At 58.6% G+C, this 25,209-nt stretch carries 18 protein-coding genes; 3 read left to right on the top strand and 15 right to left on the bottom strand.

All coding sequences use genetic code 11. The features are described from left to right. Positions 1-271: 271 nt before the first annotated feature. The 10 genes from C5N93_RS26060 to guaB all read right to left on the bottom strand — a co-directional run bounded on the left by C5N93_RS26060 (position 272) and on the right by guaB (position 16,852). A complete protein-coding gene (locus C5N93_RS26060) occupies positions 272-3,421 on the bottom strand; it encodes a type I restriction endonuclease subunit R (RefSeq protein ID WP_242561552.1) in 3,150 nt (1,049 codons plus the stop codon). Continuing rightward, on the bottom strand, positions 3,418-4,695 hold the full coding sequence (locus tag C5N93_RS26065; RefSeq protein WP_242561553.1) for an FRG domain-containing protein: 1,278 nt from the start codon (positions 4,693-4,695) through the stop codon (positions 3,418-3,420). The genes C5N93_RS26060 and C5N93_RS26065 overlap by 4 nt, the downstream gene beginning before the upstream one ends. Beyond that, on the bottom strand, positions 4,692-6,119 hold the full coding sequence (locus C5N93_RS26070; protein WP_242561554.1) for a restriction endonuclease subunit S: 1,428 nt from the start codon (positions 6,117-6,119) through the stop codon (positions 4,692-4,694). Before C5N93_RS26070 ends, C5N93_RS26065 begins: the two co-directional genes overlap by 4 nt. Then, positions 6,061-7,776, bottom strand: a complete 1,716-nt coding sequence (locus C5N93_RS26075) for a class I SAM-dependent DNA methyltransferase (protein WP_242561555.1) — start codon at positions 7,774-7,776, stop codon at positions 6,061-6,063. Before C5N93_RS26075 ends, C5N93_RS26070 begins: the two co-directional genes overlap by 59 nt. Before the next feature lie 41 nt (positions 7,777-7,817). Continuing rightward, positions 7,818-10,448 carry a S8 family peptidase gene (locus C5N93_RS26080; RefSeq protein WP_242561556.1) on the bottom strand — a complete coding sequence of 877 codons (2,631 nt, stop codon included), beginning with the start codon at positions 10,446-10,448 and terminating at the stop codon, positions 7,818-7,820. Between the two features lie 17 nt (positions 10,449-10,465). Further along, positions 10,466-11,479 carry an ATP-binding protein gene (locus C5N93_RS26085; RefSeq protein WP_242561557.1) on the bottom strand — a complete coding sequence of 338 codons (1,014 nt, stop codon included), beginning with the start codon at positions 11,477-11,479 and terminating at the stop codon, positions 10,466-10,468. 92 nt (positions 11,480-11,571) lie between these two features. After that, on the bottom strand, positions 11,572-12,564 hold the full coding sequence (locus C5N93_RS26090; RefSeq protein ID WP_347403327.1) for a restriction endonuclease: 993 nt from the start codon (positions 12,562-12,564) through the stop codon (positions 11,572-11,574). A gap of 561 nt (positions 12,565-13,125) precedes the next feature. Next, positions 13,126-14,709, bottom strand: coding sequence for a glutamine-hydrolyzing GMP synthase (gene guaA, locus C5N93_RS26095; RefSeq protein ID WP_069344996.1), 1,584 nt, complete (start codon positions 14,707-14,709; stop codon positions 13,126-13,128). After that, on the bottom strand, positions 14,684-15,385 hold the full coding sequence (locus tag C5N93_RS26100) for a hypothetical protein (protein ID WP_150723117.1): 702 nt from the start codon (positions 15,383-15,385) through the stop codon (positions 14,684-14,686). Before C5N93_RS26100 ends, guaA begins: the two co-directional genes overlap by 26 nt. Positions 15,386-15,391: 6 nt before the next feature. Further along, the gene (gene guaB, locus C5N93_RS26105; RefSeq protein ID WP_044455604.1) at positions 15,392-16,852 is read right to left on the bottom strand and encodes an IMP dehydrogenase; all 1,461 of its coding nucleotides are present in this window, start codon (positions 16,850-16,852) and stop codon (positions 15,392-15,394) included. A gap of 398 nt (positions 16,853-17,250) precedes the next feature. Between guaB and C5N93_RS26110 the strand changes: the two genes are divergently transcribed. Next, complete coding sequence (locus tag C5N93_RS26110) at positions 17,251-18,180, top strand: DMT family transporter (protein ID WP_242561559.1); 930 nt, start codon at positions 17,251-17,253, stop codon at positions 18,178-18,180. A gap of 36 nt (positions 18,181-18,216) precedes the next feature. Here the strand turns inward: C5N93_RS26110 and C5N93_RS26115 are convergent, their stop codons facing one another. Both C5N93_RS26115 and C5N93_RS26120 read right to left on the bottom strand, forming a co-directional pair. Continuing rightward, on the bottom strand, positions 18,217-18,555 hold the full coding sequence (locus tag C5N93_RS26115; protein WP_242561560.1) for an RnfH family protein: 339 nt from the start codon (positions 18,553-18,555) through the stop codon (positions 18,217-18,219). Further along, the gene (locus tag C5N93_RS26120) at positions 18,545-18,979 is read right to left on the bottom strand and encodes a type II toxin-antitoxin system RatA family toxin (RefSeq protein WP_069344992.1); all 435 of its coding nucleotides are present in this window, start codon (positions 18,977-18,979) and stop codon (positions 18,545-18,547) included. Before C5N93_RS26120 ends, C5N93_RS26115 begins: the two co-directional genes overlap by 11 nt. 160 nt (positions 18,980-19,139) lie before the next feature. Between C5N93_RS26120 and smpB the strand changes: the two genes are divergently transcribed. After that, on the top strand, positions 19,140-19,586 hold the full coding sequence (gene smpB / locus C5N93_RS26125; RefSeq protein WP_150669521.1) for an SsrA-binding protein SmpB: 447 nt from the start codon (positions 19,140-19,142) through the stop codon (positions 19,584-19,586). A gap of 300 nt (positions 19,587-19,886) precedes the next feature. Here the strand turns inward: smpB and C5N93_RS26130 are convergent, their stop codons facing one another. The 3 genes from C5N93_RS26130 to ppsA form a co-directional block, all read right to left on the bottom strand. Then, on the bottom strand, positions 19,887-20,858 hold the full coding sequence (locus tag C5N93_RS26130) for an SPFH domain-containing protein (RefSeq protein WP_069345034.1): 972 nt from the start codon (positions 20,856-20,858) through the stop codon (positions 19,887-19,889). 186 nt (positions 20,859-21,044) lie between these two features. Next, positions 21,045-21,479, bottom strand: a complete 435-nt coding sequence (locus tag C5N93_RS26135) for an NfeD family protein (RefSeq protein ID WP_242561561.1) — start codon at positions 21,477-21,479, stop codon at positions 21,045-21,047. A gap of 155 nt (positions 21,480-21,634) precedes the next feature. Next, positions 21,635-24,025 carry a phosphoenolpyruvate synthase gene (ppsA, locus tag C5N93_RS26140; protein ID WP_242561562.1) on the bottom strand — a complete coding sequence of 797 codons (2,391 nt, stop codon included), beginning with the start codon at positions 24,023-24,025 and terminating at the stop codon, positions 21,635-21,637. A 287-nt stretch (positions 24,026-24,312) separates the two neighbouring features. Between ppsA and C5N93_RS26145 the strand changes: the two genes are divergently transcribed. Then, entirely contained in the window at positions 24,313-25,203 is an 891-nt protein-coding gene (locus tag C5N93_RS26145; protein WP_242561563.1) for a pyruvate, water dikinase regulatory protein, read from the top strand. Positions 25,204-25,209: the final 6 nt, after the last annotated feature.

Consider the following 25,209-nt stretch of genomic DNA (forward strand, 5'->3'; position numbering starts at 1 on the left):
GGCTTGAGCAGTCGGTTTGCACCTACCTAGACGAGACGACGCGGGATCACTCCCACTCGATCATCAATGGAGCTCGTAAGTCCGCGTGGTTAAATGGATTTTCGACGATCGACATAAGCTTTACCGTCGCCATATACCGTCAAAACACCGCGCTTAGTACTGGCGCGGGAGATGGAGCGATTTCCGGGGCATCGACGGTTTCGATTGCATTGTCAATCGACTCCAATCTTACATTGCCTATCCAAGACCCGAAAGTACCGCAATACACCACCTACTTCGACCAAGAGTTCGACAGTGACTCCGCCTGCTTCAGCACCAGTTCGATAGCGGCATCCTCACCTACCGGCGGGTACTTCCATTTCTTCAGGGTACGTCGCACCAGAATCCTCAGCTTGGCGCGGACGCTCTCGCGCACTTGCCAATCCACCGTGGTGCTGTTGCGCAGTTTTTCAGTGATTTCGACAGCGATCTTTTTGAGGGTATCGTCACCCAGTTCCCGCACGGCGCTTTCGTTGTTGGCCAAAGCATCGTAAAAGGCAATCTCATCCGGGTTCAGCCCCAACGCGGCTTCGCGTTCCAGCGCAGCCTGGAAGTCCTTGGCCATCTGAATCAGTTCCTCGATGACCTGCGACGTCTCCACCGCCCGATTGTGGTATTTGCGTAGGGTTTCCAGCAGGCGGTCGCCGTACTTCTTCTCCTGCACCACGTTGTTGCGCCCCCGCGCCTTGATCTCGTCACGCAGCAGCTTTTCCAGCAGTTCCACCGCCAGGTTGCGGGTCTTCATCTGCCGAACGTCTTCCAAGAACTCTTCCGACAGCAGGCCGATGTTGGGTTTGTCCAGGCCCGCTAGGGCGAAGATGTCCGCCACCCCATCCGCCACGATGGCGTTGTCCAGGATCTGCTTGAGCGCGCTGTTCTTGTCCGCGTCGGAACGCTTGCGGTCCACCGTGGTGAACTTAACGATGGCGGCCTTGACGGCGGCGAAGAAGGCAATCTCCGTGCGCAAGGCGGCGGCCTCGTCCAACGTGCTGCACAGGGAAAACGCCTTGCTCACGGCCAGCATGGCATCAAGGAAACGCTGCTTGCCGTCCTTCAGGCCCAGGATATGGTTGGCTACCGGCACCAGCAGTTTCATTGCATCGGTCTCGAAGCCGCTGTAGTCGAAGCCATGCATCAGCCCGCGCACGATGTCGAGCTTTTCCAGTAGTACCGCCAGGGCCTCGGATGCGTTGTGCGCCGGGTCGCCCTTGCCCTTGGATTCGGTATAGGTCTTGAGCGCCGCTTTCAGTTCGTTGGCAATGCCGATGTAATCCACCACCAATCCACCGGGCTTGTTGCGGAACACCCGGTTGACGCGGGCAATGGCCTGCATCAGGTTGTGGCCCTTCATGGGCTTGTCTACATACATGGTGTGGCAGCAGGGCGCGTCGAAGCCAGTCAGCCACATGTCGCGCACGATCACCAGCTTCAACGGGTCTGCTGGGTCTTTGAAGCGCTTTTCCAGGCGCTTCTTCACCTGCTGGCTGTACAGGTGCGGCTGCAGCAAGGGCTTGTCCGCTGCCGAGCCGGTCATCACTACCTTGATTGCGCCCTTCTCCGGGTCGGCATCGTGCCAGTCCGGGCGCAGGGCGACGATGGCGTTGTACAGCTCGGCGCAAATGTCACGGCTCATGCAGACGATCATCGCCTTGCCTTCCAGCGTGGCCGTGCGCGTCTCGAAGTGCTGCACCAAGTCGGCAGCCACCTGTTCCAGACGCGGCTGCGCGCCGACCAGCTTGGTCAGCGCAGCCCAATCGCTCTTGGTCTTCTCGCGGGCGGTGATGTCTTCCTCGTCCTCGATGACCTCATCTACCTGGGCATTGAGTGCGTCGATCTCGGCCTGGTTCACGTCCAGCTTGGCCAGGCGGCTTTCGTAGAAGATCTGTACCGTGGCGCCATCGTCCACCGCGTCCTGAATGTCGTAGATGCTGACGTAATCGCCGAACACCGCCCTTGTGTCTTTGTCTTCCAGGGCGATGGGGGTGCCGGTGAAGCCGATGAAGGTGGCGTTGGCCAACGCGTCGCGCATGTGCTTGGCGTAGCCAAATACGTACTTGCCGGTCTTGGTATCCAGTCGCCCTTTCATGCCGTACTGGCTGCGGTGCGCCTCGTCGGAAATCACCACGATATTGCTGCGATCCGACAGCAGCGGGTGCTGTTCCTCATCGTCCAAAAGGGCAAACTTCTGCACCGTGGTGAAGATGATGCCGCCAGCCTCGCGCGAAGCCAGCATCTCGCGCAGTTCCTCGCGACTGCCAGCATGCACCGGCGTCTGCCGCAGCAGGTCTTCGGCGGCGCAGAAGGTGCCGAACAACTGCCCGTCCAGATCGTTGCGGTCGGTCACCACCACCAGCGTGGGGTTTTTCATCTCCGGCTGCTGCAACAGCTTGCCCGCGTAGCAGGCCATGGTGATGCTCTTGCCCGAGCCTTGCGTATGCCACACCACGCCGGCCTTGCGGCTGCCGGGCCGCACTTCCTTGCCATAGGTGGCACGCGGCTCCTGCACTTCCAGCACGCCTTTGTTCGGACTGCTGGCGGCGATCACCGTGGCCTTCACCGCCTCGCGCACCGCATGGAACTGGTGGTAGCCCGCGATCTTCTTGACGATGTGGTCGGCATCCTGTTCGAACAGCACGAAGTGGCGCACGTAATCGAGAAACAGCGCAGGTGCGAAGAACCCGCGCACCAGCGTCTCCAGTTCGAACTCCAGCAGCGGTCGGTCGTCTTCATTAGCGATTGCTCGCCAGGGCTGCATGCGCTCCTGATTGGCCGTGAGCGACCCCAACCGCGCCGTGAAACCGTCGCTGACCACCACCGCCACATTGGTGTTGAACAGGTCGCCGATCTCTTCCTTGTAGGTCTGGATCTGGTTGAAGGCATCCCAGATGTCGGTCTGCTCGTTTGCTGGGTTCTTCAGCTCGATCACCGCCAGCGGCAGGCCGTTGACGACAGCCACCAAATCCGGACGGCGAGGCTGCTTGGTGCCGGTGACGGTGAACTGGCTGACCAACACGAAGTCGTTGTTGAGTGGGTTGGCGAAGTCGATCAGGTTGACCAGGTCGGTGCGCTTTTCGTCGCCTATGGAAAACTCGACCGGAATGCCAGCCAGCAGCAGTCGATGCACATGACGGTTGCGTGCAATCAACAGCGGCTCGCTGACCGTCAGAAGCTCGTGTGCCGCCTGCTCTAGCGCCGCGACGGGGATGTGCGGGTTGATGCGGATGAGCGCGACCAACAAGCGTTCGCGCAATACGGTCTGACGATAGTCGGAGCGAGCAGGTTGGTCTCCATCGGGCGCAATATCAGGGCCCTGTGTGTACGTCCAACCGAGACTCCCGAACCATTCAATGCAGAGGTCTTCGAGTTGTTGTTCAGTAATCATTTCCCCTCCGCTACCTGCTGCTTCACCGCATCCATGATTTGTGCGACCACTTCATCACGTAGTTGCGATGGATAGCCGTTCTTTCGCAATGTGACTCGGATAACGTTACGCATTCGAGCCTGAGCGTCTTCACGCTTGTCCCAATCCACAACTTGGTGTTTGGAAATATCGCGGGATAGTTCGCTAGCAATCAAAGCGATACGTCCTGGTTCCACTTGCTGCGCGTCGGGATGAGCACGCAAGATGGCATCAATTTTGAAAGAAGTCTGCTCCGAATCAATGATGGGAGCCTCCACAACATCAACAGCTGGAACAGGAGGCACTTGAACAACTTGAGTAGAGATCAAGCGCTCGAGCTCTGCAGCTCGCGCAAGACTGGCTTCCTCTTCCGCTTCGGCGGTTGTGATATTGCAATAATCAGATGCTCCGATCAGATCAGGAAAGAGACTGGCATGGTGTACGTTCATCCGCCTAAGATGGCGTAAGCAAGCATCACGCCCTTCATTACGGATATAAATCTTGCAGATGTATCTAGCTAATAAATCAGGCTGATCTTCTTCCGATGCGGAGCGTAACTCTTCATCTTCAAAAGCCTCGTCGTCAGCCAAGACATTTGCCAGCTTGTTTTCTATCGTGGCGTCATACGGAGAGAAAGTGAACAGTCCAGCCTGATTAACTAACCTCCCGTAGCTGTCCTTGCGCGGCTCCCAAAGTCGAATGCCAGTCTCATCTTGATGCCCCAGAATAAAACTCTTATTGAGAACATAGACGACACGATAGGGACTCTCTTCTTCATCCTTGCTATCAGCCTTGGCAAAGGCAAAAAAGAGGGCGACATATGGGGAATAAGTCCAGTCAAGTAAAGGTGTCATCAATCCGTGATGCTGACCAATGGACCAAAGCTCATCATCTTCATCCACGAGACTATTGTCACTAAGTCGGCCTCGAATTGCCCGCTTGAAGCGCTCAAGCTGAGTCGCTGCCAGATTCTCGGTGACGACCCCATTGTCGGATAGACGACCTAGGGTCGGCATCAAACTCCAGTCTGAGCGTCGTTGGCCACGAAAAATCAGTTGTGTCGCAGGGCGATTGAAAAATGGGCTTTCCAATAGCTCAGTGTAATCCCGCCATGATTCCAATCGAGTTACTGGAATTCGACCACTGCGCTCATCAGCCATCACTTCAAAGCACTTTTCCCCACTCTTCCAAACTGGAATTTTCTCAAAGTAGCCTATGCTCTGCTTCTCAGGGAAGATGCTCTCTTGCTGAGTCATTGACCTTCCTCATTACTCAGATTAGAAGGAACCTTCAACTCACCACAGAGAAGTTTGGGAAGTAGGGTGTCGCGGAGTGCAGAAATGTGCCGACACTCCAAATTGAGATTTTCAATGTGCAAATAGAACGGGCGAACCCTTTCCGAGAAGGCACATCTAAGTTCCGGAGACGCGCAAGGAAACGTCCAGCCAGCGATTGCGTCCTTGTCTCCCCTTGGCATTTTTGCTCCTTTGGATGTGCGCATCATGAATTCAAAAAAATCATCCTGATAAAGCAGGTTGTAAATAAATTCTTGACAGCCTTCTTCTTTCGCCTCGAAACAGAGCACGTCATTTGATCTCCCCCCATCAAAACGTGCCATCCATATTTTCTTGAAATATGGCCTGATGTTGGAAATTAGAACCTGCCCCTTCTTGAAGGACGGAACGGCACTAACCACAGGCAGAGAGGATGCGCGACCCACCCCGCCCCGGTTCTCAATCATATTTTCTGTAGATATATAGGTTTCAATAGTCAAGGAAGACACAGCAGTCTTGCCGACTCCGTACCGCGCCAGATCAGCAACGGATTTGATGTTCCACCCCTTCGGAATATCCCCCAACTCCGACTCTTCCATGGCATCGGGAAACAGCGCGGCGGTGGCGGCGAGTTGGTCGTGGTGCTCACGAGGCATCTGGTCGATTTCGGCGTCGGTCTTGCCGCTGATGGCGCGCATGGCGGCGCGCGGCGAGTCTTCGCCTTGTTCGATGGCGGCGATCTTGGCCTTGACCGGGTCGAAATCGACAAACCAGGATTTGAAGATGGCTTGCGCCATGGCTTCTAGGGTTTGGTTGATGCGACGATTGAGGTCGATCTTGTCATCCAGCACACCGAGGATACGGGCAATTGCGCGTTGTTCTTCGAGGTGGGGTGTTGGTATTTCAAGCTTCGCCAGGTCGCTACCAGTGATTCCGGCTACCGCAACTTGCCGACGAATCGTATCTAATGCATGAAGTCCGCTTGGCGAATTGAAGAAGTAGTAAAGATAGAGCGAATTTGCTTTGGACTTATCTGGGCGTGCCCGAATGATAGATGACTCGAATGTCGTCGGCTCGTCAAGTTGGAGCACAACACTGCACTTACCCGCACCTTCGGCCGTAAGAGAGCGGCGGGCAAAAATCAAATCACCGTCGGCGAGTAGAAATCGACTTTCCTCTGACGCGCTTAGCTCAACCCGCTTCATGGGAACGGAGCGCAATCTTGGATATGCAAATAGCTCGCCCATGTTCACAATCTTTGCTCCTCGACCGTGAAACTCTTTCGCCTTGTAGATGCCGTTTCGAACAGGCTCTGCAAGCAGCTTCTCGAAAGACACCTTGCGCCACTCACCCGCCATAACCCAGCCCCGCCAGATTTTTCTTAATCTCCGCTTCCAGCTTCGCACTTTCCGCAAATTGCTCCGCCAGTTGCGCCGTCAGCCGCTGCATCTTCTCGGCAAAAGGTTCGCCATCCTCTTCTTGCTCCGCCGCGCCCACATAGCGCCCTGGCGTCAGCACATGCTCATGTTTGTGCACGTCTTTCAGCCTAGCGGAGTAGCAGAAACCAGGCACGTCTTCATAGTTGTCGCCCTGCTGCCAGGCATGGAAGGTATCAGCGATCTTCTGGATGTCATCCTGGGTGAAATCGCGCAACACACGATCCTTCATATAGCCTAACTGGCGGGAGTCGATAAACAAGAATTCGCCGCGCCGGTCGCGCTTCTTCTTGTCCAGCGCGAAGCCGTTCTGCTTGTCGCGAGTCAGGAACCAGATGCAGGCAGGGATCTGGGTGTTGGTGAACAGCTGGCCGGGCAGTGCCACCATGCACTCCACGTAGTCGTCCTCGATCAGTCGCTTGCGGATTTCACCCTCGTTGTTGGTGTTGGAACTCATCGAACCGTTGGCCAGCAGCAGCGCCATGCTGCCGGTGGGCGCCAGGTGCCAGAGCATGTGTTGCAGCCAGGCGAAGTTGGCGTTGCCCTGCGGCGGCGTGCCGGCAATCCAGCGCGGGTCCGCGGCTAGCTTTTCGTTCCACCATTCCTTCATGTTGAAGGGCGGGTTGGCCATCACAAAATCGGCGCGCAAGTCCGGGTGCAGGTCGTTCAACAGCGTATCGGCCGGGCCGGGGCCGAAGTTGAAGTCGATACCGCGAATGGCCATGTTCATCGCGGCCAATCGCCAGGTGGTGGGGTTGCTCTCCTGCCCGTAGACGCTGATCTGCCCGCTCTTGCCGTTGGCTGCCTTGCCGCCGTGCTGCTCGATGAACTCCTCGCTCTGCACGAAGAAGCCGCCGGAGCCCATGGCCGGGTCGTAGACGCGGCCCCTGAACGGCTGGAGCATTTCCACGATCAGAGTGACGATGCTCTTGGGCGTGTAGTACTGGCCGCCCTTTTTGCCTTCGGCGAGGGCGAACTGGCCGAGGAAGTATTCGTAGACGTGGCCGAGGATGTCCTTGGATTTCAGGTCCAGCGGCTGGCCCTTGTACTCCTTGGCGCTGAAGTCGGTATCCGAGAAGTGGCTGATCAGCCCGGCCAGCTTGCTGGAGTCGAGCTGCACACGCGCGAAGTCTTTGTTGAGCACGTTCTTCAGGCGGGCGTTCTCGCGCTCGACGGCTTCCATGGCGTTGTCGATCAGCCAGCCGACCGAGCGCATTTCCTCTGGCTCGTCCTTCCCGGGCTTGTTCCAGGGCAAAGCCGCCTTGGGTGGCAGTTGCGCGCAATCACGCAGGGTTTGCCAGCGTGCTTCCAGAGGCACCCAGAACACGTTCTTCTCGATGTAGTAGTCGCGCACTTCCAGCTCGGCGGCGATGTTGTCTTCGTACTCCTGGGTACCTGCTCCGCCGTACTCGTCCGGGTCCATGTAGTAGTCATGATCCGGATTGGTGAACTGTTCGCGCAGTTCGCGCTGCCGTTCCTCGAAAGCATCGGAGACGTACTTGAGAAAGATCAGCCCGAGCACGACGTGCTTGTAGACGGCGGCATCGAGGTTGGAGCGCAGCCTGTCGGCAGCGGTCCAGAGCTTCTTTTCCAGGTCGTTGAAGAACTGTTGTTCTATGGGTTTCATGCACAAATGCCTTGTTCTATATGTTTCATGCCGTTATGCGATCACCGGCCTACGCCCGGTGCAATACGCACCGGCTGTTTGATACGGGCGCGGACTTGCTGATAGATCGGAATGTCTTCCTTCGCTTCCAACGTCACAGCGAGCCCGTAGGGAATGACAGCATCAAGGCGTGCAGTAGCATCCTTTTTGCAGGTGACGCGAATGCGCAAGGTTTCGCCATCCTCGAAGGCCTGGATCTGCTTCTTGCCTTCCAGCACTTCATGCTGCACAGTGCCACGCTCCACCTGATTGTGGTCACCGTCCTGACGATCCAGTTTGAGGATCTGACTGGACCAATTCCCCCCTCCGGGCTCTAGCGTCAGCTTGGCTTCTCGAAGATTGCGGTGGTCCGGATTGATCGGTGTCAGCCAAGCGAGAGTCACGACCAACCGCCGCCAAATCCTTTGGGAAGAAAAATCGGGAGGGATGGGGAAGGCGTATTCATGTACCTCGTTTTCCCGTATTTCTCCGCAGCCCAGAACGGTTGCTCGCTGGGCAGTGCAGGTCAGAACACGCTCGATATCCACGGCTCCATAGCCAAGGTAGCGCGTGATAACTTGCTTGAACTGACGAGAGTTTCGCGCGTCTTTCAACGCTTGTTCGATGTGTTGCTTGCCAGCGTCGTCTTGCTTAGCGCCATGTACCAGTAGCGCCTTCATCAGCACGGACATCAACGTCTCGGGTATATCCTCCCCCTCCTCGTTGCGTAGTCTGTCCAGCATGTCGTACAGCCGCACCGCACCTCGTGTGGCCAGGGCCGTCGCATTGCTGGTGCCACGCCAGAAGGCTTCGTTGTTCAAAACGCCTTGCTGCCTGCTGTCCAGCGCAACTTTTTGACCTGGTCCGACGATGGAGTTGTCGACGCTGTACAGGGTAGATGTAGCTAGCACAGGGGCGTTGTAGAGTTGCCGCCCTCCGGGCATGAGGATGTCAGGCTTTATGGAGCGTCTAAAACCAAAACCCAGACGGGTGGCAGGACTGAACAGAGTTTGCGAAGGCAGCACATCGACACGCTGGCCAAATTGCGGATATGCATCCCCAGAATCATCAGAATGAGCGGCTCCTACCGTAATGGCATTCATCGCTTCTGCTGGCGAAAGCAGACGTCGGGAAGTCAAGCTATCCGATATCGCTTTAACGGTGGAGCTTATCTTCTCTCCATCAGAAAGAGCGGCGAACTGCTGCTGATTGAGCCCGATATCAATCTCGTCGCAGTAGTTGCCCGCGCTGACGCAGAACAGCACGCGGTGGCGATAGGCCAACCAGTCGAGTAACCGCGCCCAGGGACTTGGCGTATGGATAAATTCCCGCGCTGTATCACCAATGGAAAGATTGATGACCTTGACTGTAGGCGCTTGCGCAGGGACGTCGCCAGAGCCTTCGAACATGCGCCGAACGGCAACATGGATGCGGTCTTCAAAGAAAACGTCATCCGGCATATGTTCGTCATGTTCGCGTGTCTGGTGGTCAGGCTGCATCACAGGGATGCAATACAGTTTGTGCGGTAGCGGTTCGGACTCGGGATTGCTGCGATCCCCATGAAGAATCAAGGAAGCCATGGCAGTGCCATGCTTGCGCTCCCCAGGTTGATAAGTGGCCTCCAAGCCAAAGGTGTCATCAACCAGCAGTCGATCTTTCAACGCTTCATGCAATTGCAATGGAGCGCCATCAAGGAGCGCTGCGACAGGAGGAAGGTCGCTGACACTTTCGGGGAACGCAGCCGGCTCTCCCTCGCCCTCCTCAGAAACCGCCAGGCTTTGCCCGGTAGGGCGGAAATACATGATGCCGGCGAATTTGAACAGTTCGATGTCGATATCAGCTCCATCTGCAGCTACTTGATGGAGCAGCGATTGAATGGCGTGAGCAGGCAATTCGGCCTTGACCGCATGGAATGCGATCTGAGGCATATCAAGGAACGCCGAAAGCATTTGGCCTCCGAGGCCTTCAAGCAATGAACGAATTGCTACTTCATTATTTCGACGCTTCTCAGCCCTCTTGCGGTAGAAAAGCTCAATCTGAAATCTGACCTTCTCTTTGGGATCAAGGGGTTCAAGCAGGTCCTGCCAGCGGTCGATCATTCCTGTTTCGACCAATGTCTCCTCGATGCCCCAGCGCCTCAGCACGTTCAATTGCTCGAAAACGGCTTTCCACTTTGTTTTTCCGTGGGGCAGGCTTCTATTGACTTTCCATTGCTCCCAAAGCGCGAGAATCTCTTGCAAGCCAGCCATGTTACTCATGGCGAGAAACATGCGACCGCTCAGCGGCTTAACCGCAGGTTGACCGGCAGCATCTCGCTCATGGAAGCCCTCATCCTCAGCCTCCAGGTCGTCGATTTCTGTCTCTCCCAGCCACTCCAGGCCAGCCGCTTCAACGGCTTGTCTGAAGTCGTCCAAGCGTCCAACGATCTCAATGACCAGGACCATTTCAGGTTCGAGCCCGGCCAGTGCGCCAGTCAGGCTGGCCTGATAGCGTGCGAAGTCTTCTTCCAGATGCTCGATCTGTCTTCCAATACGGGCTACCTGGGCGCCATGGCCGGGCAAATTCTGTTTCCCCGGTGAAAAACCATTGCCCTTTTCTGGCTGGAGAATTCGCTTCTCAGGAAAAACCAGCAACGGCAAGTACTCATCAGGCATACCCTCCTCCTTGTGCCTTATTCGTCTGATGCTTCTTTATTGGCAGGTTTCAACCGTTTCTTCCACTGCTCTAACCTGGAAGAGACGATGGTGCTGGCGTCATCCACTTTTTGATCCAAGACCGCCCTCCGGACTACTCCCAGACAGAACTCTTCCACCTCTGAAAAACTGAGGCCTAAAAGCCTTTTTGCAACGGTCTCAGCGGCTAAACCAAAATTGACTTTGCTGCGTTCGCTGATCGAGGCGACGAACGCGGTCAACTGCGCGCGGGTGGGTAGTGGAAGTTCCAGTCGAACCTGAAAGCGCCGCCAAACGGCCCTATCCAAAAGCTCTGGGTGATTGCTAGCAGCAACGACCACCACATAATCCGGAAGGTCATCGAGTTGAAGCAGCAAAGAGCTGACGACACGCTTGATCTCTCCCGTTTCATGAGTGTCGCCTCGCTCTTTCCCCAATGTCTCGAATTCGTCGAAGAACAACACGCAGCGCCGCGTTCTAGCGTAGTCGAGAAGTGCCTTCAAACGAACAGAAGTTTCCCCCAGATAACTGCCAACCAATGATTCATAACGCACAACGATCAGCGGCACCATCAACTCAAATGCTAACGCTTCAGCAACCGATGTTTTGCCATTCCCCGGCGGCCCAGCCAACAGGACTCGGTGCCTAGGACTCAAACCATGAGCGCGCAGTAACTCAGCGCGATGCTGTTCCTCAACAACTTCCCTCAATTGCCCGCGGATACTATCAGCGAGCACCAAGCTTTCCAGCGAGCGCTCTGGCGTCAATTCGGAGATCAGATCCTTCTGCGCGACACTTCCGGTCTGCGCTTGGCGCGCCGTTGGCAGGGACGATTGGAACAAAGTTGCTTGATGAGCGGACGCACGTAATGCCTTCTCCAAGCGATCGGCTAGGATTCTGTGTCCTTTGCCACGCTCTTCTTGGATCAAGGCTTCGGTCGACTTTCGGAAAGACGGTTGGTCGCCGCTACTGGCTGCTTTTACCAGAGCGACTAAGGTATCAGCTTGCGCCATGTGGATTTACCTTGATGAAGTATGTAGATGGTACTGTCGTGCGCCGATTGGGTGCATGTTGTATGGCTGTTGGGCTATCGTTCATTTCCAACTCATGCTGGCCAGTACAGTCGCTTTAACGGCACGATTCGTTTGGTCTCGGCGTCGGTAGCGTCGTAGTGCTCAATCAATCCGCGAACAACATGGTCTAAGGTCCACATTGCAAGCGGTATGGAGGCGCGATCGGCTTCGTATTGAGCGTCCTTGCTAAAGCCACCAGTACTGACGTACAGCCCGCGATCATCCTTGTGGCGACCACCAAGAAAGCTGCGAATTTCTTGGCTACCCATCTGCCCTTTACGATGTTTTACCTCCACGACAATACGCGGATGCTCGAAACCGAAACCATCAGGTGAAGCAACAATGTCCTTGCCGCGGTCCGAGCCAGGTGGAGAGACTTGGGTTTTGTAGCCCATGGATCGCAAAATGCCAGCGACCAATTGCTGCATTTCATCCCATTCCAGTTCGTTGACCCGGTCCTTTATACGCTCCAGTGCCTGCGACTCAATATTGGCGAGTGGATCAACGACGACCTCCTCGGTCTCATCCCCCTCTGCCGGGACAGGCCCCCCCCCCAGTGCAGCTAGCACTTCGGCTGCAACGCCGGACGGTACTTCGAAGAGCGTCAGCGTCGACCCTAAGCTATTTTTGCTGCTGGTGCCTAAGTTGTCGCGTGGCAGCTCCTGGCTTTGCCATTGCACCTTGCGTGCCAGCGACATACCTTGCTCGGCCCACTCCGGATGGTGCTCACTTGGTCCAATGACCTTGCCTATGGAGTACATGCGATTGGCTGGCGAGTAGGTGATGACCCAATCGCCATCCTGGATTTCGTTGACGAATCGCCAGACCTGGGATGCGCCCGATACCACTGTGCCTCGTTTTGCTTGGGGCTCAACGGACTGGTACAGGGAGATCAACCGGCTTCGCTCAACACCTGGTCGAGCATGGGCTGCCAGTTGGCTCCAGCCTATAGCGGCCACGCCTCGCTCACGAAAGGCGTCATACAAACTTCCACCTTCCCCGCGTACCATCCACATCCGAGTCATCGAGCCTCCAAATTGATTCAAGTTATCAGTCCAGGACAGCCAAGAATTCAGTTGCTGACGTGATGGGTGGCACGTCCCTAACTTTGTGCTGTAACGCGGCCGAACCGTAACCGTGCATTTGCCACGAGGAGTACGCCTGCTGGCGTAGCAATGCCGACTATTTTCGGGCCGCTCATGGACCCTTGATGCAAAAGACGGCAATTATCGACAGGGAAGACTGGTGAAAGCATTCCAAATCACCATGACGCGGCTCTCTGGTCGCTGACTTTGTATTTCTGTCGCTCACCAATAACCGCTGGTGCCCTGCTTCACTCCGAGTCTTGCGCCCCATAAGGCCCGGATTGTATCAGCACGTAACAAACATATCGTCCCTCAGCCGGCCGCAGTTCAGCACACCAAATTGCCTAATCGCACGGCCAGCCGGCCGGGCATATGGTTAAAGATTGCCCAAACTTCGGTGCAAGTCATCGGAATGTAATTCGCACTATGAGCCGGAGCACGAAAGGTCATAAAAAAGGCGCCGAAGCGCCTTTTCCTTTACCGATCTATATCGAGCGAGGATCACTCCCACTCGATCGTCGCCGGCGGCTTGCCCGAGATGTCATAGACAACCCGGTTCAGTCCGCGCACTTCGTTGATGATGCGGTTCGAGACCTTGCCGAGCAGGTCGTGCGGCAGGTGGGCCCAGTGTGCCGTCATGAAGTCTTGCGTCTGCACGGCGCGCAGTGCCACGACCCATTCGTACGTACGGCCATCGCCCATTACGCCAACGCTCTTGACCGGCAGGAACACCGCGAACGCCTGGCTCGTCAGTTCATACCACGTCTTGCCGCTGTTCGGCTCGACGGTGTTGCGCAGCTCTTCGATGAAGATCGCATCGGCGCGACGCAGCAGATCCGCATACTCCTGCTTCACTTCCCCCAGAATGCGCACGCCCAGACCCGGGCCCGGGAACGGATGACGGTACACCATGTCGTGCGGCAGACCCAGCGCCACGCCGAGTTCGCGCACTTCGTCCTTGAACAGGTCGCGCAGCGGCTCCAGCAACTTCAGACCCAGCGTCTCCGGCAAACCGCCAACGTTGTGGTGGCTCTTGATCGTCGTCGCCTTCTTCGTCTTCGCACCGCCCGACTCGATCACGTCCGGATAGATCGTGCCCTGCGCCAGCCACTTCGCGTTCTTGAGCTTCTTCGCTTCGGCCTGGAACACTTCGACGAACTCACGACCGATGATCTTGCGCTTCTGCTCCGGATCGGTCACGCCCGTCAGGTGGCCCATGAACTGCGCCGTAGCGTCCACGTGGACGACCTTCGCGTGCAGACGGCCCTGGAACATCTCCATCACCATCTGGCCTTCGTTCAGACGCAGCAGACCGTGATCGACGAACACGCACGTCAGTTGATCGCCGATGGCGCGGTGAATCAGCGCCGCGGCGACGCTCGAATCGACACCGCCCGACAACCCCAGAATCACTTCCTCGTCACCGACCTGCTCGCGGATCGCCTTGACGGCTTCCTCGATGTGATCGCGCATGATCCAGTCCGGCTTCGCCCCGGCGATTTCCAGCACGAAACGTTCGAGCAACTCGCGGCCCTTCACCGTATGCGTGACTTCCGGGTGGAACTGCACGGCATAGTAGTGACGATTCACGTCGGCCATGCCGGCGATCGGGCAGCTCGGCGTCGACGCCATCAGCACAAAACCTTCCGGCAGTTGCGTGACCTTGTCGCCGTGGCTCATCCACACCTTGAGCATGCCGTGACCTTCGGTCGTACGGAAATCCTCAATGCCGTCGAGCAGCGGCGTGTGACCATGCGCACGCACTTCGGCGTAGCCGAATTCACGATGGTTGCTGGCTTCGACCTGACCGCCCAACTGGACCGTCATCGCGAACATGCCGTAGCAAATGCCCAGCACCGGCACACCCAGATCCCAGACCGCCTGCGGTGCACGCAGATCCTGATCCTCGTACGTGCTCGCGTGGCTACCCGACAGAATGATCGCCTTCGGATTGAATTCGCGGATGAATTCGTCCGAAACGTCGTTCGGATGGATCTCGCAGTAGACGTGCGCTTCGCGAACGCGGCGTCCGATGAGCTGGGTGACTTGCGAGCCGAAGTCAAGAATGAGGATTTTGTCGTGCATCGTGAGGTACGGATGAAGTGGATTCGTTGGACGTCGGCGCCGTGGCAGAAGGCACGGGCGTGACAATGCCGGTGGCGCCCACGGGCGCGACCGGCGTGGTATTGACGGATGCAGAGCCGCCACGGGGCGGCTCCATGCGCGGCTCAGCGCGCGTGCCACGAGTCTCGTCGACGACCCGGGCATCGGAATAATCAGCCGGTGCAGTCGGTGCATCGCGGCGGGTATCGCTCACCACGCCGCCACGCACCCGCTCGCCAACCTGCTGCGCCGCCTGTACGCGCTCTTTCGTGCGCACGCTCGACGCCAGCTTGACGAGAATACCGCCGACCACCAGCAGGACAGCCCCGAGCGCGGCAAGCATCAGCTTGCCGCCACTCGACACCACCAACTGGCCGGAGATGAGCCAGCCCAGCACGAACGCACCGCTGACCCAATTGATATGCCCCGTCACTTTCGCGACGGTTGCCGTCAACTGGCCATTCACGGTGGCGTGCCATTGCAGCCATGCCAAGCCGATGAAGGCCACGCCGAGCACCTGTGCATAAAGCACTGGCGACGGCGCAGGCACATCGATGGCCGCATACAGCGATGACCAGAACGACGCGATCAGCAGCACGCCAAGTGCCAGATTCAGCGCCGCATCGAGGAACAGTACCGTACGCAACATGGCCTTCATGGGCATTTACTCCACGTGGTAGTTGGGGGCTTCCTTCATGATCTGGACGTCGTGCACGTGCGATTCGCGCATGCCGGCGGCCGTAATTTCGACAAACTCTGCCTTCTCATGCAGATCCTTGATCGACGGGCAACCCAGATAACCCATCGATGACCGAATGCCGCCGGTCAGCTGATGCAGGATCGCATTCACGCTGCCCTTGTACGCCACACGGCCTTCGATACCTTCCGGCACGAGCTTGTCGGCGTTGTTGGCCGGATCCTGGAAGTAACGGTCAGCGGCGCCGTCCTTCATGGCTCCGACGGAACCCATACCACGGTAGCTCTTGTACGAGCGGCCCTGATACAGGAACACTTCGCCCGGCGCTTCTTCCGTGCCGGAGAACATGCTGCCCATCATCACGGTATGCGCGCCTGCAGCCAGTGCCTTGGCGACGTCGCCCGAGTAACGAATGCCACCGTCGGCGATCAGCGGAACGCCCGTGTCCTTGAGCGCTTCTGCCACATTGGCGATGGCCGTGATCTGCGGCACACCAACACCGGCGACGATACGCGTCGTGCAGATGGAGCCCGGGCCGATACCCACCTTGACGGCGTCAGCACCGTGCTCGACCAGCGCCAGCGCGGCGCTTGCCGTGGCGATATTGCCGCCCACGACTTCGATTTGCGGGAAATGCTTCTTGACCCATTGCACGCGGTCGAGCACGCCCTGGCTATGGCCGTGTGCCGTATCGACCACGATGACGTCGACGCCAGCAGCCACCAGCAGCTCGACACGCTCTTCATTGTCCGGGCCCACGCCGACGGCGGCGCCCACACGCAGCTTGCCGTGCTCGTCCTTGCTCGCCAGCGGGTATTCCGTCGCCTTGGTGATGTCTTTGACGGTCATCAGACCGCGCAGTTCGAAGGCATCGTTGACGACCAGCACGCGCTCGAGGCGGTGATCGTGCATCAGACGCTCGGCGTCTGCCGGCGAAGCGCCTTCACGCACGGTGATGAGCTTCTCCTTCGGCGTCATGATCACGCGCACCGGCTCGTCCAGACGGCTTTCGAAACGCAGGTCACGGTTCGTGACGATACCGATGAGCTGCGCGCCCTCCACGACCGGGAAACCGGAAATGCCATGCTGGCGCGACAAAGCGATCACATCGCGCACCTTCATGTGCGGCGGAATCGTGATCGGATCGCGCAGAACGCCCGACTCGAAACGCTTGACCTTCGAGACTTCCCGCGCCTGCTCGGCCGGCTTCAGATTCTTGTGGATGATGCCGATACCGCCCTGTTGCGCCATGGCAATGGCCAGACGCGCTTCGGTCACCGTATCCATGGCGGCCGACAGCAAAGGCATGTTCAGGGTAATGTTGCGCGTGAGCTTGGTTTTCAGGCTGGTGTCGCGCGGGAGAACGGCAGAGTAGGCCGGGACGAGGAGCACGTCATCGAATGTGAGTGCTTTTTGGATCAGACGCATGGCAAATCCTATAGGCGCAAAACCGAATTATACAGAAATCGGCGAATGCATGGCACGTCTGCCCCACATGTCAAGGGGCTTTTTCCCCGACAATCCGGTTCAACGCCAGCCTGACGCACGCCGTCCCTCGCGTCGACCACGTTTCAAGCCCTGTCGTCCCGATCTCCAGCCTCGAACGCCTGCGCGCCGTCGCGCCCGTCGGGTGCAGGATTTCACAAGCGCTGCGCGATGACCGAGTGCTATTCTTGCGCCCTTCCCGAGCCTGCCGACGCCGTCTGGCGCCACTTCGACGGGTGCGACGCCGAATGTGGCTGACCGGGTGTCCCGGGCAACGGGCTCAGCCGCCTACGGCATGACGCTACGGCCCGTCGGCCAAACCAACTACGAACAGGAGTTCCATGGGGAAAGGCATTGCTTACGGACTGGCGGCAGGCGCCTTGTGGGGACTGGTGTTTCTGGCACCGCGCCAGTTGCCCGGATTCTCGCCGCTGGAATTGTCAGCGGCACGCTACGTTCTGTATGGACTGGTATCCGCCGTGCTGCTCGCGCCGCTCTGGCCCCGCCTGCGCCACACCGTCACGGGGAACGACTGGCGCGCCCTGTTTCGCCTGAGTCTCGTCGGCAATCTCGTCTATTACCTCTTTGTGGCCGCCGCAGTCCAGATGGCGGGGATCGCCCCGGCTTCGCTGATCGTCGGTGTGCTTCCTGTCACCGTGACGCTGGTGGGTAGCCGGGATCACGGCGCCCTCCCCCTGTCGAAGCTCGCCGGACCATTGGCGCTTATCGCGGCAGGCATCGCGTGCATCAACGTGGACGTCTTCACGCATGCTGCCGCCAGCGGCGGTGACTGGCGTCTGACGCTGATCGGCATCGTCTGCGCGGTCGGCGCGCTGGTGAGCTGGACGTGGTATGCCGTCGCAAACGCCCGATATCTCGCGAAATTCGGACATTTCACGAGTCAGGAATGGTCGTTACTGACGGGGGTCGCGACGGGTGTGCTGGCCATCGCGCTGGCGATCCCGGCGGTACTGCTGCCGCACCCGGTGGCGGCCGGTGCGGCTCGTGACTGGCAGATGTTTTTGATGGTGAACATTGCCGTTGCCATCGGCGCATCGACCATCGGCAACGCGTTCTGGAACGCCGCGAGCCGGATACTGCCGCTAACGCTGTCGGGACAGATGATCGTGTTTGAAACGCTGTTCGCGCTCGTTTACGGGTTCGTCTACGAACAGCGTCTGCCGCGCCTGCTGGAATTGGCGGCCATTGTGTTGCTGCTGTTGGGTGTCAGCGCGTCGGTCCGGTTGCACGCCAAACGGCCAGCGCATTAGCGCCCGGGAGTCCCAGGACGCGGGCGACACCCCGCGTCAACTGCCGCGCCGGCTGCTCCCCAGCCACTTCTGCCCTTCGCGGCTACCTTCGTTACGCACTTTCTCAACACGTCGCTGGCGCGCCAGCTTCGGATCGGCTTTGAGCCCCCGATAAATCTCGATACGATCGCCCGCCTCGACGGCGGTGTCCAACGCACGCACCTTCCCGAACACCCCTGCCTTCATCCGGGCAATATCCAGTTCGGGAAACCGTTGCAACACACCACTACGCTCAATGGCATCGCGCATCGTGGCGCCAGCAGGCAACGCCAGCGGGATAATCGTCTGCTCGCCCGGCAATGCGTAGCAAACTTCGACGGTCACCTCATTTGACATAGACGGTCTCCGCACGCTTGACGAACGCGTCGACGAACGTATTGGCGATGTGACTGAAAACGGGGCCGATCACCTTCTCAAGCAGGAAATTCGCAAATTCGTAGTGCAGCGAAAATTCGATCTTGCAAGCGTTCTCCCGCAGCGCCGTGAATTTCCAGGTGCCGTGAAAACGCTTGAAGGGCCCTTCGACGAAGTGCATCTGGATGGAGTGCGGACGCTCCTGGGTGTTACGCGTCGCGAACGAATGCTTCAGGCCTTTGAAGTCGATGATCAGCGACGCCTCCATGCTGTGCTCGTCCTGATGACGAATATCGACACCACCGCACCACGGCAGGAATTTGGGGTAATCGGCGACATTGGTCACCAGGTCGTACATTTGCGCGTCCGAGAAATGCACGAGAACGGTTTTACTGACTTCGGCCATCGTCTGTCGGGCGAGGTGTATGCACGCGGCACATCCGCTATCGATATCGCATCGATCCGGCATGTGTCGCTGGCCGCCTCTTGCCGAGACTCTTTGTTAAAATCGCTATTTTACCCGAGCCCGACTCACCGGGTCCGACCAAGTTACCTGCCAAGGATCCATGAGCATCATCGACAACAGAAAGGCCTTCTTCGACTACCACATCGAGGAACGATACGAAGCCGGGATCGTGCTTGAAGGATGGGAAGTCAAGGCGATTCGCGCTGGACGAGCGCAGATCAAGGAAGGTTATGTCGTGATCAAACATGGCGAAATCTTTTTGATCGGCGCGCATATCAGCCCGCTGCAATCGGCCTCGACGCACATCACGCCCGACCCCGTACGCACCCGCAAGCTGCTGCTCAAGGCCGACGAAATCAAGAAACTCATCGGCAAGGTGGAGCAACGCGGCTACACGCTCGTGCCGCTCAACCTGCACTACAGCAAGGGGCTCGTGAAGTGCGAGATCGGCCTGGGCAAGGGCAAGAAGCTGCACGACAAGCGCGAAACGGAAAAGGAACGCGACTGGAACCGTGAGAAGGCACGACTGATGCGCAACCCCACGTAAGACGCTGGGAAAGACGGACCAGCGCCTGCCGTGGCGCGACGATGACGTTTTCAGTCAGCGTCTCGAAGAAACCGGCGACGTTCGATCAGACGATTTTGACCACGGCAGGACGTCGAGGTCACATGCAGAACCCCAGAAAAAATGCCGCTTCAATTTGCGTCGAAGCGGCATTTTCATTTCAGCCGAACAGCGGTCGCGCGTGCATGCCATGCATCTTCGAACGACTGCCAGACCGATGCTCAGTCACGAAGGCTCAGCGCAGCCTTTAATCGGCGAGCGCCCGGAACTGCGCGACATGGCTCAGCGACGCCCCGAGTTACCAAAGCCACCCGCACTGCCTTCCGGCGGCACGCCTGAGCCACCTTCCGTGCCGCGCACGATCTTGAGCGCCGAAGCGATCATCCCGCTCATGTCGGACAGATTGCCCGGCACGATCAGCGTGTTATTCGTCTTCGCCATCTTGCTGAACGCGTCGACATACTGCTCGGCCACCTTCAGGTTGACGGCTTCCATGCCGCCCTGCGTCTGAATGGCCGTCGCAATTTTATGGATGGCTTCGGCGTTGGCCTCCGCTACCGCAAGAATCGCTGCGGCCTCCCCTTGCGCCTGGTTGATCGCCGCCTGACGTTCACCTTCCGACTTCTGGATCGCCGCTTCACGCGCACCGGAGGCCAGGTTGATCTGCTCCTGCTTCTTCCCCTCCGACGCCGCGATCAACGCACGCTTCTCACGCTCTGCCGTGATCTGGGCCTGCATGGCATGCAGAATTTCCTTGGGCGGCGTCAGATCCTTGATCTCGTAACGCAGCACTTTCACGCCCCAGTTCGCGGCGGCCTCGTCGAGCGCATTCACCACGCTGTGGTTGATGAACTCGCGCTCTTCGAACGTCTTGTCCAGTTCGAGTTTGCCGACCACGCTACGCAGCGTCGTTTGCGCCAACTGCGTGATCGCGACGATGAAGTTGCTCGAACCATACGACGCCTTCATCGGGTCCGTCACCTGAAAGTACAAAATGCCGTCGACCTGCAACTGCGTGTTGTCCTTGGTGATACAGATCTGGCTCGGCACATCGAGCGGAATTTCCTTGAGCACATGCTTGTATGCCACGCGATCCACGAACGGCACGACGATCGACATGCCGGGAGTGAGTGTCGCGTGATACTTGCCCAGACGCTCCACCACCCATGCGTGCTGCTGCGGCACGATCTTGATCGAGCGCGCTGCAATGATCACCGCGATGATGAAGAGAATAAATGCGACGTTGGATATCATGTTTTCCCCCGAAAGCGTCTGCCCCACTAGCAGACTGGTTTCCTGTCACCCGCCATAGCAGGTCTTGCTCTCAGACAGCGGTAAAGGCTAAGTGTTCGCTGGTGTCAGGAGCATCGACGCATGTCGACGCCCGCTCGCACGACAATCCCATCCACCTGACATCCCTGAGTTCCCGTTACCCCCCGTTTAGGGCGTGGCATGCACGACGTACAACCGGCTGCCGCGCACTTCCCGGATCACGAACCATCCGGCATCGGGCGCTTCGCCCGGCATCAGTTCGACATCCCACTCGGCGCCACGATACATGGCGCGTGCCTGACCATCAGGCCGCCACGACTCCACGCGCAGTCGCTGGCCGATATCGAGATTGGTATTGGGGTCTGCCGACGCATCGACCTTGATGCGGCGCTTGCCGAACCGGCTACGACGCAGCACCCAGACCGCCACACCTGCCACCACCGCTGCCGTCACCCATTGCAACGGCCAGTCGGCGCGCAGCAGCGCGGCAACGCCACCGGCAGCGACGCCGAGCGCCACCATCAGGAGATAGAACGTCCCGCTCGCCAGCTCCAGCACCACGATCAATCCGGCAACGCCGAACCAAAGCCAAGCCTGCTCCATTGCAACTCCCAAAAACAAAAAACCCCGGTGTAATACCGGGGTTTATAGCATGAAACGTACCGACCAGCGCGTGCATCCCAAGGGAATGCCCAGCTTTTCGGTCGCATCCGAGATGCCGCTCGGACGCGTCCTATTTCAGGCGTTTCTCGTCGAGCTTACTTCGTCAGCTTGGCGAGCTGCTGCCACGTCTCCATCACCGTATCCGGGTTGAGAGACATCGACGCAATCCCTTCCTTCGCCAGCCACTCAGCCAGGTCCGGATGGTCCGACGGGCCCTGACCGCAGATACCGACGTACTTGCCCTTCGACAGGCAAGCCTTGATCGCGCGGCTCAGCATGAACTGCACCGCCGGGTCACGCTCGTCGAAGTCCTTCGCCAGCAACTCCATACCCGAATCGCGATCCAGACCCAGCGTAAGCTGCGTCAGATCGTTCGAACCGATCGAGAAGCCATCGAAGAACTCGAGGAACTCGTCGGCCAGAATGGCGTTCGACGGCACTTCGCACATCATGATCAGCTTCAGACCGTTTTCACCGCGCTTCAGACCGTAATCGGCGAGCATGTTGACCACGCGCTCTGCCTGACCCAGCGTACGCACGAACGGCACCATGATTTCGACGTTCGTCAGGCCCATTTCGTCGCGAACACGCTTGAGCGCACGGCACTCCATCTCGAAGGCTTCGGCGAAGTCTTCCGAGATGTAACGCGACGCGCCACGGAAACCCAGCATCGGGTTTTCTTCGTCCGGCTCGTAACGCGAACCACCGATGAGCTTCTTGTACTCGTTGGACTTGAAGTCCGACAGACGCACGATCACGCTCTTCGGATAGAACGCCGCAGCGATCGTGGCGATGCCTTCGGCCAGCTTGTCGACGTAGAACGCGCGCGGCGACGCATGACCACGAGCCACCGACTCGACCGCCTTCTTCAGGTCGGCGTCGATATTCGGGTACTCGAGAATCGCGCGCGGGTGCACACCGATGTTGTTGTTGATGATGAACTCGAGACGCGCCAGACCCACACCTTCGTTCGGCAGTTGCGCGAAGTCGAAGGCCAGTTGCGGGTTGCCCACGTTCATCATGATCTTGACCGGGATCTTCGGCATTTCGCCGCGCTGGATCTCGGTGACTTCGGTCTCGAGCAGACCGTCGTAAATCTTGCCTTCGTCGCCTTCCGCGCACGAAACGGTCACCAGCGCGCCGTCCTTGAGCACGTCGGTGGCGTCGCCGCAACCCACGACTGCCGGCACACCCAGTTCACGCGCAATGATGGCCGCGTGGCAGGTACGGCCGCCGCGGTTCGTCACGATGGCCGACGCACGCTTCATCACCGGTTCCCAGTTCGGGTCGGTCATGTCGGCAACCAGCACGTCGCCCGGCTGCACGCGTTCCATTTCGCTCGGGTCCATGATCACGCGCACGGGACCGGCGCCGATCTTCTGACCGATGGCGCGGCCCGTGGCCAGCACCGGGGCATCGCCCTTGAGCTTGAAGCGCTGTTCGGCCTTGCCTGCTGACTGGCTCTTCACGGTTTCCGGACGCGCCTGAAGGATGTAGATCTTGCCGTCCTTGCCGTCCTTGCCCCACTCGATGTCCATCGGACGACCGTAGTGCTTCTCGATGATCAGCGCGAACTTGGCCAGCTCGGCGCAATCGTCGTCGGTGATCGAGTAGCGGTTGCGCAGCTCCATCGGCACGTCGATGGTCTTCACACGGCCCGGCTCGCCCGGTTGCGTGAATTCCATCTTGACGAGCTTCGAGCCCAGCGTACGGCGAATGATCGGGTACTTGCCGGCGTTGAGCGTCGGCTTGAAGACGTAGAACTCGTCCGGGTTCACGGCGCCCTGCACGACCGTCTCACCCAGGCCATAGCTGGCCGTGATGAAGACGACGTCCTGGAAGCCCGATTCGGTGTCGATCGTGAACATCACGCCCGACGCGCCGCAGTCCGAGCGCACCATGCGCTGCACACCGGCCGACAGCGCCACTTCGGCGTGCGTGAAGCCCTTGTGAACGCGATACGAAATGGCACGGTCGTTGTACAGCGACGCGAACACGTGCTTCATGCGATCGAGCACGTCTTCGATGCCGACGACGTTCAGATAGCTTTCCTGCTGACCGGCGAACGACGCATCCGGGAGGTCTTCGGCCGTAGCCGACGAACGCACCGCGAACGACGCGTCCGGCTGGTCGGCCGTGATGCGTGCGAATTGCTCGCGGATTTCCTTCTCGAGCTGCGGTTGCAGCGGTGCGTCGATGATCCATTGACGGATTTCGGCACCGGCCTCGGCAAGCGCCTTGACGTTGTCCACGTCAAGCCCCTCGAGACGCTTGGCAACGCGCTCGGTCAGGTTGTTGTGCTGGAGGAACTCGCGAAATGCGAAAGACGTCGTGGCGAAGCCACCCGGCACGCGAACCCCTGCGTTGGCCAGTTGGCTGATCATTTCGCCAAGCGATGCATTCTTGCCGCCGACCGACTCGACGTCGGTCATGCGCAGATGCTCAAACGGCACCACGTAGGCGCCGTCGTGTGCTGCGTTAGTCATAAAAGCCCCTAAAGTAAGAAAAAAAATTCTCGATGGATCGGCTGGGACTGACATGGGCCGATCGACCTGTTGGATAAGGAATCGCGCTGTGATGGCACCTACGCCGCGCTTTGGTATCGTCGAGTGCCAGGGGCTAGCGCCCGACGACTGGCTCCGAACCACCGCCAGTTCCCGGAACACCCCGCCAGACGGGGCTTCCACGGAACTTCGCGCGATGGTCGCGCAATTGCTTATCCAACAAGTTGCCGCTATTCTACCGTGCAATGCACCATTTTGCGATTCTGCGCATGAGCGACGCCACCACTCCCGGAAATTCCCCGTCCCCCGCCGCTGGCACGCCCGCCGCGCCGGCCAAACCCATCGCCACGCGGCCCGTCTTCATCGTGTCCGATGGCACAGGGATCACCGCCGAAACGTTTGCGCACTCGATCCTCGCGCAATTCGAGATGCGTTTCCGTCAGATTCGCGTTCCGTTCGTGGATTCCGTCGATAAAGCCTATGAAACGGCGCAACGGATCAACGAAATGTATCGGAGCGAAGGCGTACGTCCGATCATCTTCAGCACGCTGGTGGATGCCCGGGCCAACGAAATCCTGCGTAATTGCCAGGGCGTGATCCTGGACATGTTTCAAACGTTCATCGAACCGCTGGAACTGGAACTCGGCCTGAAGTCGATGCACGCCATCGGGCGCGTTCACCAGAACGCCGATAGCGAAGCGTACAAGAACCGGATCGAGGCGGTGAATTTCTCACTTGCGCACGACGACGGACAATCCAACAAGAATCTGCAGAGCGCCGACGTGATTCTCGTGGGCGTGTCGCGTAGCGGCAAGACCCCGACGACGCTCTACCTCGCCATGCAATATGGTGTAAAAGCCGCCAACTATCCGTTGATTCCCGATGATTTCGAGCGAGAGAAACTGCCCTCCACGCTCGATCAGTACAAGGACAAGATTTTCGGACTTTCCATCGATCCGCAACGTCTTTCGGAGATCCGCAACGAACGTCGCCCGGGCAGCAAATACGCATCGCTCGAGAACTGTCGTTACGAAGTCAACGAGGCCGAGGCCATGATGCGTCGTGAAGGCATCAAGTGGCTGTCCTCGACGCATAAGTCGATCGAGGAAATCGCCACGACGATCCTTCAGGAAATCAAGCTGGAGCGCGACGTTTACTAACGACGT

Source organism: Pandoraea sp. LA3 (genome assembly GCF_022696215.1).
Taxonomy (GTDB): domain Bacteria; phylum Pseudomonadota; class Gammaproteobacteria; order Burkholderiales; family Burkholderiaceae; genus Pandoraea; species Pandoraea capi.

Coding starts and splice junctions, on each gene's coding strand:
- C5N93_RS26060 (WP_242561552.1), bottom strand. CDS start 3,421: ATGATTACTGAACAACAACTCGAAGACCTCTGCATTGAATGGTTCGGG.
- C5N93_RS26065 (WP_242561553.1), bottom strand. CDS start 4,695: ATGACTCAGCAAGAGAGCATCTTCCCTGAGAAGCAGAGCATAGGCTAC.
- C5N93_RS26075 (WP_242561555.1), bottom strand. CDS start 7,776: ATGAAACCCATAGAACAACAGTTCTTCAACGACCTGGAAAAGAAGCTC.
- C5N93_RS26080 (WP_242561556.1), bottom strand. CDS start 10,448: ATGCCTGATGAGTACTTGCCGTTGCTGGTTTTTCCTGAGAAGCGAATT.
- C5N93_RS26085 (WP_242561557.1), bottom strand. CDS start 11,479: ATGGCGCAAGCTGATACCTTAGTCGCTCTGGTAAAAGCAGCCAGTAGC.
- C5N93_RS26090 (WP_347403327.1), bottom strand. CDS start 12,564: ATGACTCGGATGTGGATGGTACGCGGGGAAGGTGGAAGTTTGTATGAC.
- guaA (WP_069344996.1), bottom strand. CDS start 14,709: ATGCACGACAAAATCCTCATTCTTGACTTCGGCTCGCAAGTCACCCAG.
- C5N93_RS26100 (WP_150723117.1), bottom strand. CDS start 15,385: ATGAAGGCCATGTTGCGTACGGTACTGTTCCTCGATGCGGCGCTGAAT.
- guaB (WP_044455604.1), bottom strand. CDS start 16,852: ATGCGTCTGATCCAAAAAGCACTCACATTCGATGACGTGCTCCTCGTC.
- C5N93_RS26110 (WP_242561559.1), top strand. CDS start 17,251: ATGGGGAAAGGCATTGCTTACGGACTGGCGGCAGGCGCCTTGTGGGGA.
- C5N93_RS26115 (WP_242561560.1), bottom strand. CDS start 18,555: ATGTCAAATGAGGTGACCGTCGAAGTTTGCTACGCATTGCCGGGCGAG.
- C5N93_RS26120 (WP_069344992.1), bottom strand. CDS start 18,979: ATGGCCGAAGTCAGTAAAACCGTTCTCGTGCATTTCTCGGACGCGCAA.
- smpB (WP_150669521.1), top strand. CDS start 19,140: ATGAGCATCATCGACAACAGAAAGGCCTTCTTCGACTACCACATCGAG.
- C5N93_RS26130 (WP_069345034.1), bottom strand. CDS start 20,858: ATGATATCCAACGTCGCATTTATTCTCTTCATCATCGCGGTGATCATT.
- C5N93_RS26135 (WP_242561561.1), bottom strand. CDS start 21,479: ATGGAGCAGGCTTGGCTTTGGTTCGGCGTTGCCGGATTGATCGTGGTG.
- ppsA (WP_242561562.1), bottom strand. CDS start 24,025: ATGACTAACGCAGCACACGACGGCGCCTACGTGGTGCCGTTTGAGCAT.
- C5N93_RS26145 (WP_242561563.1), top strand. CDS start 24,313: ATGAGCGACGCCACCACTCCCGGAAATTCCCCGTCCCCCGCCGCTGGC.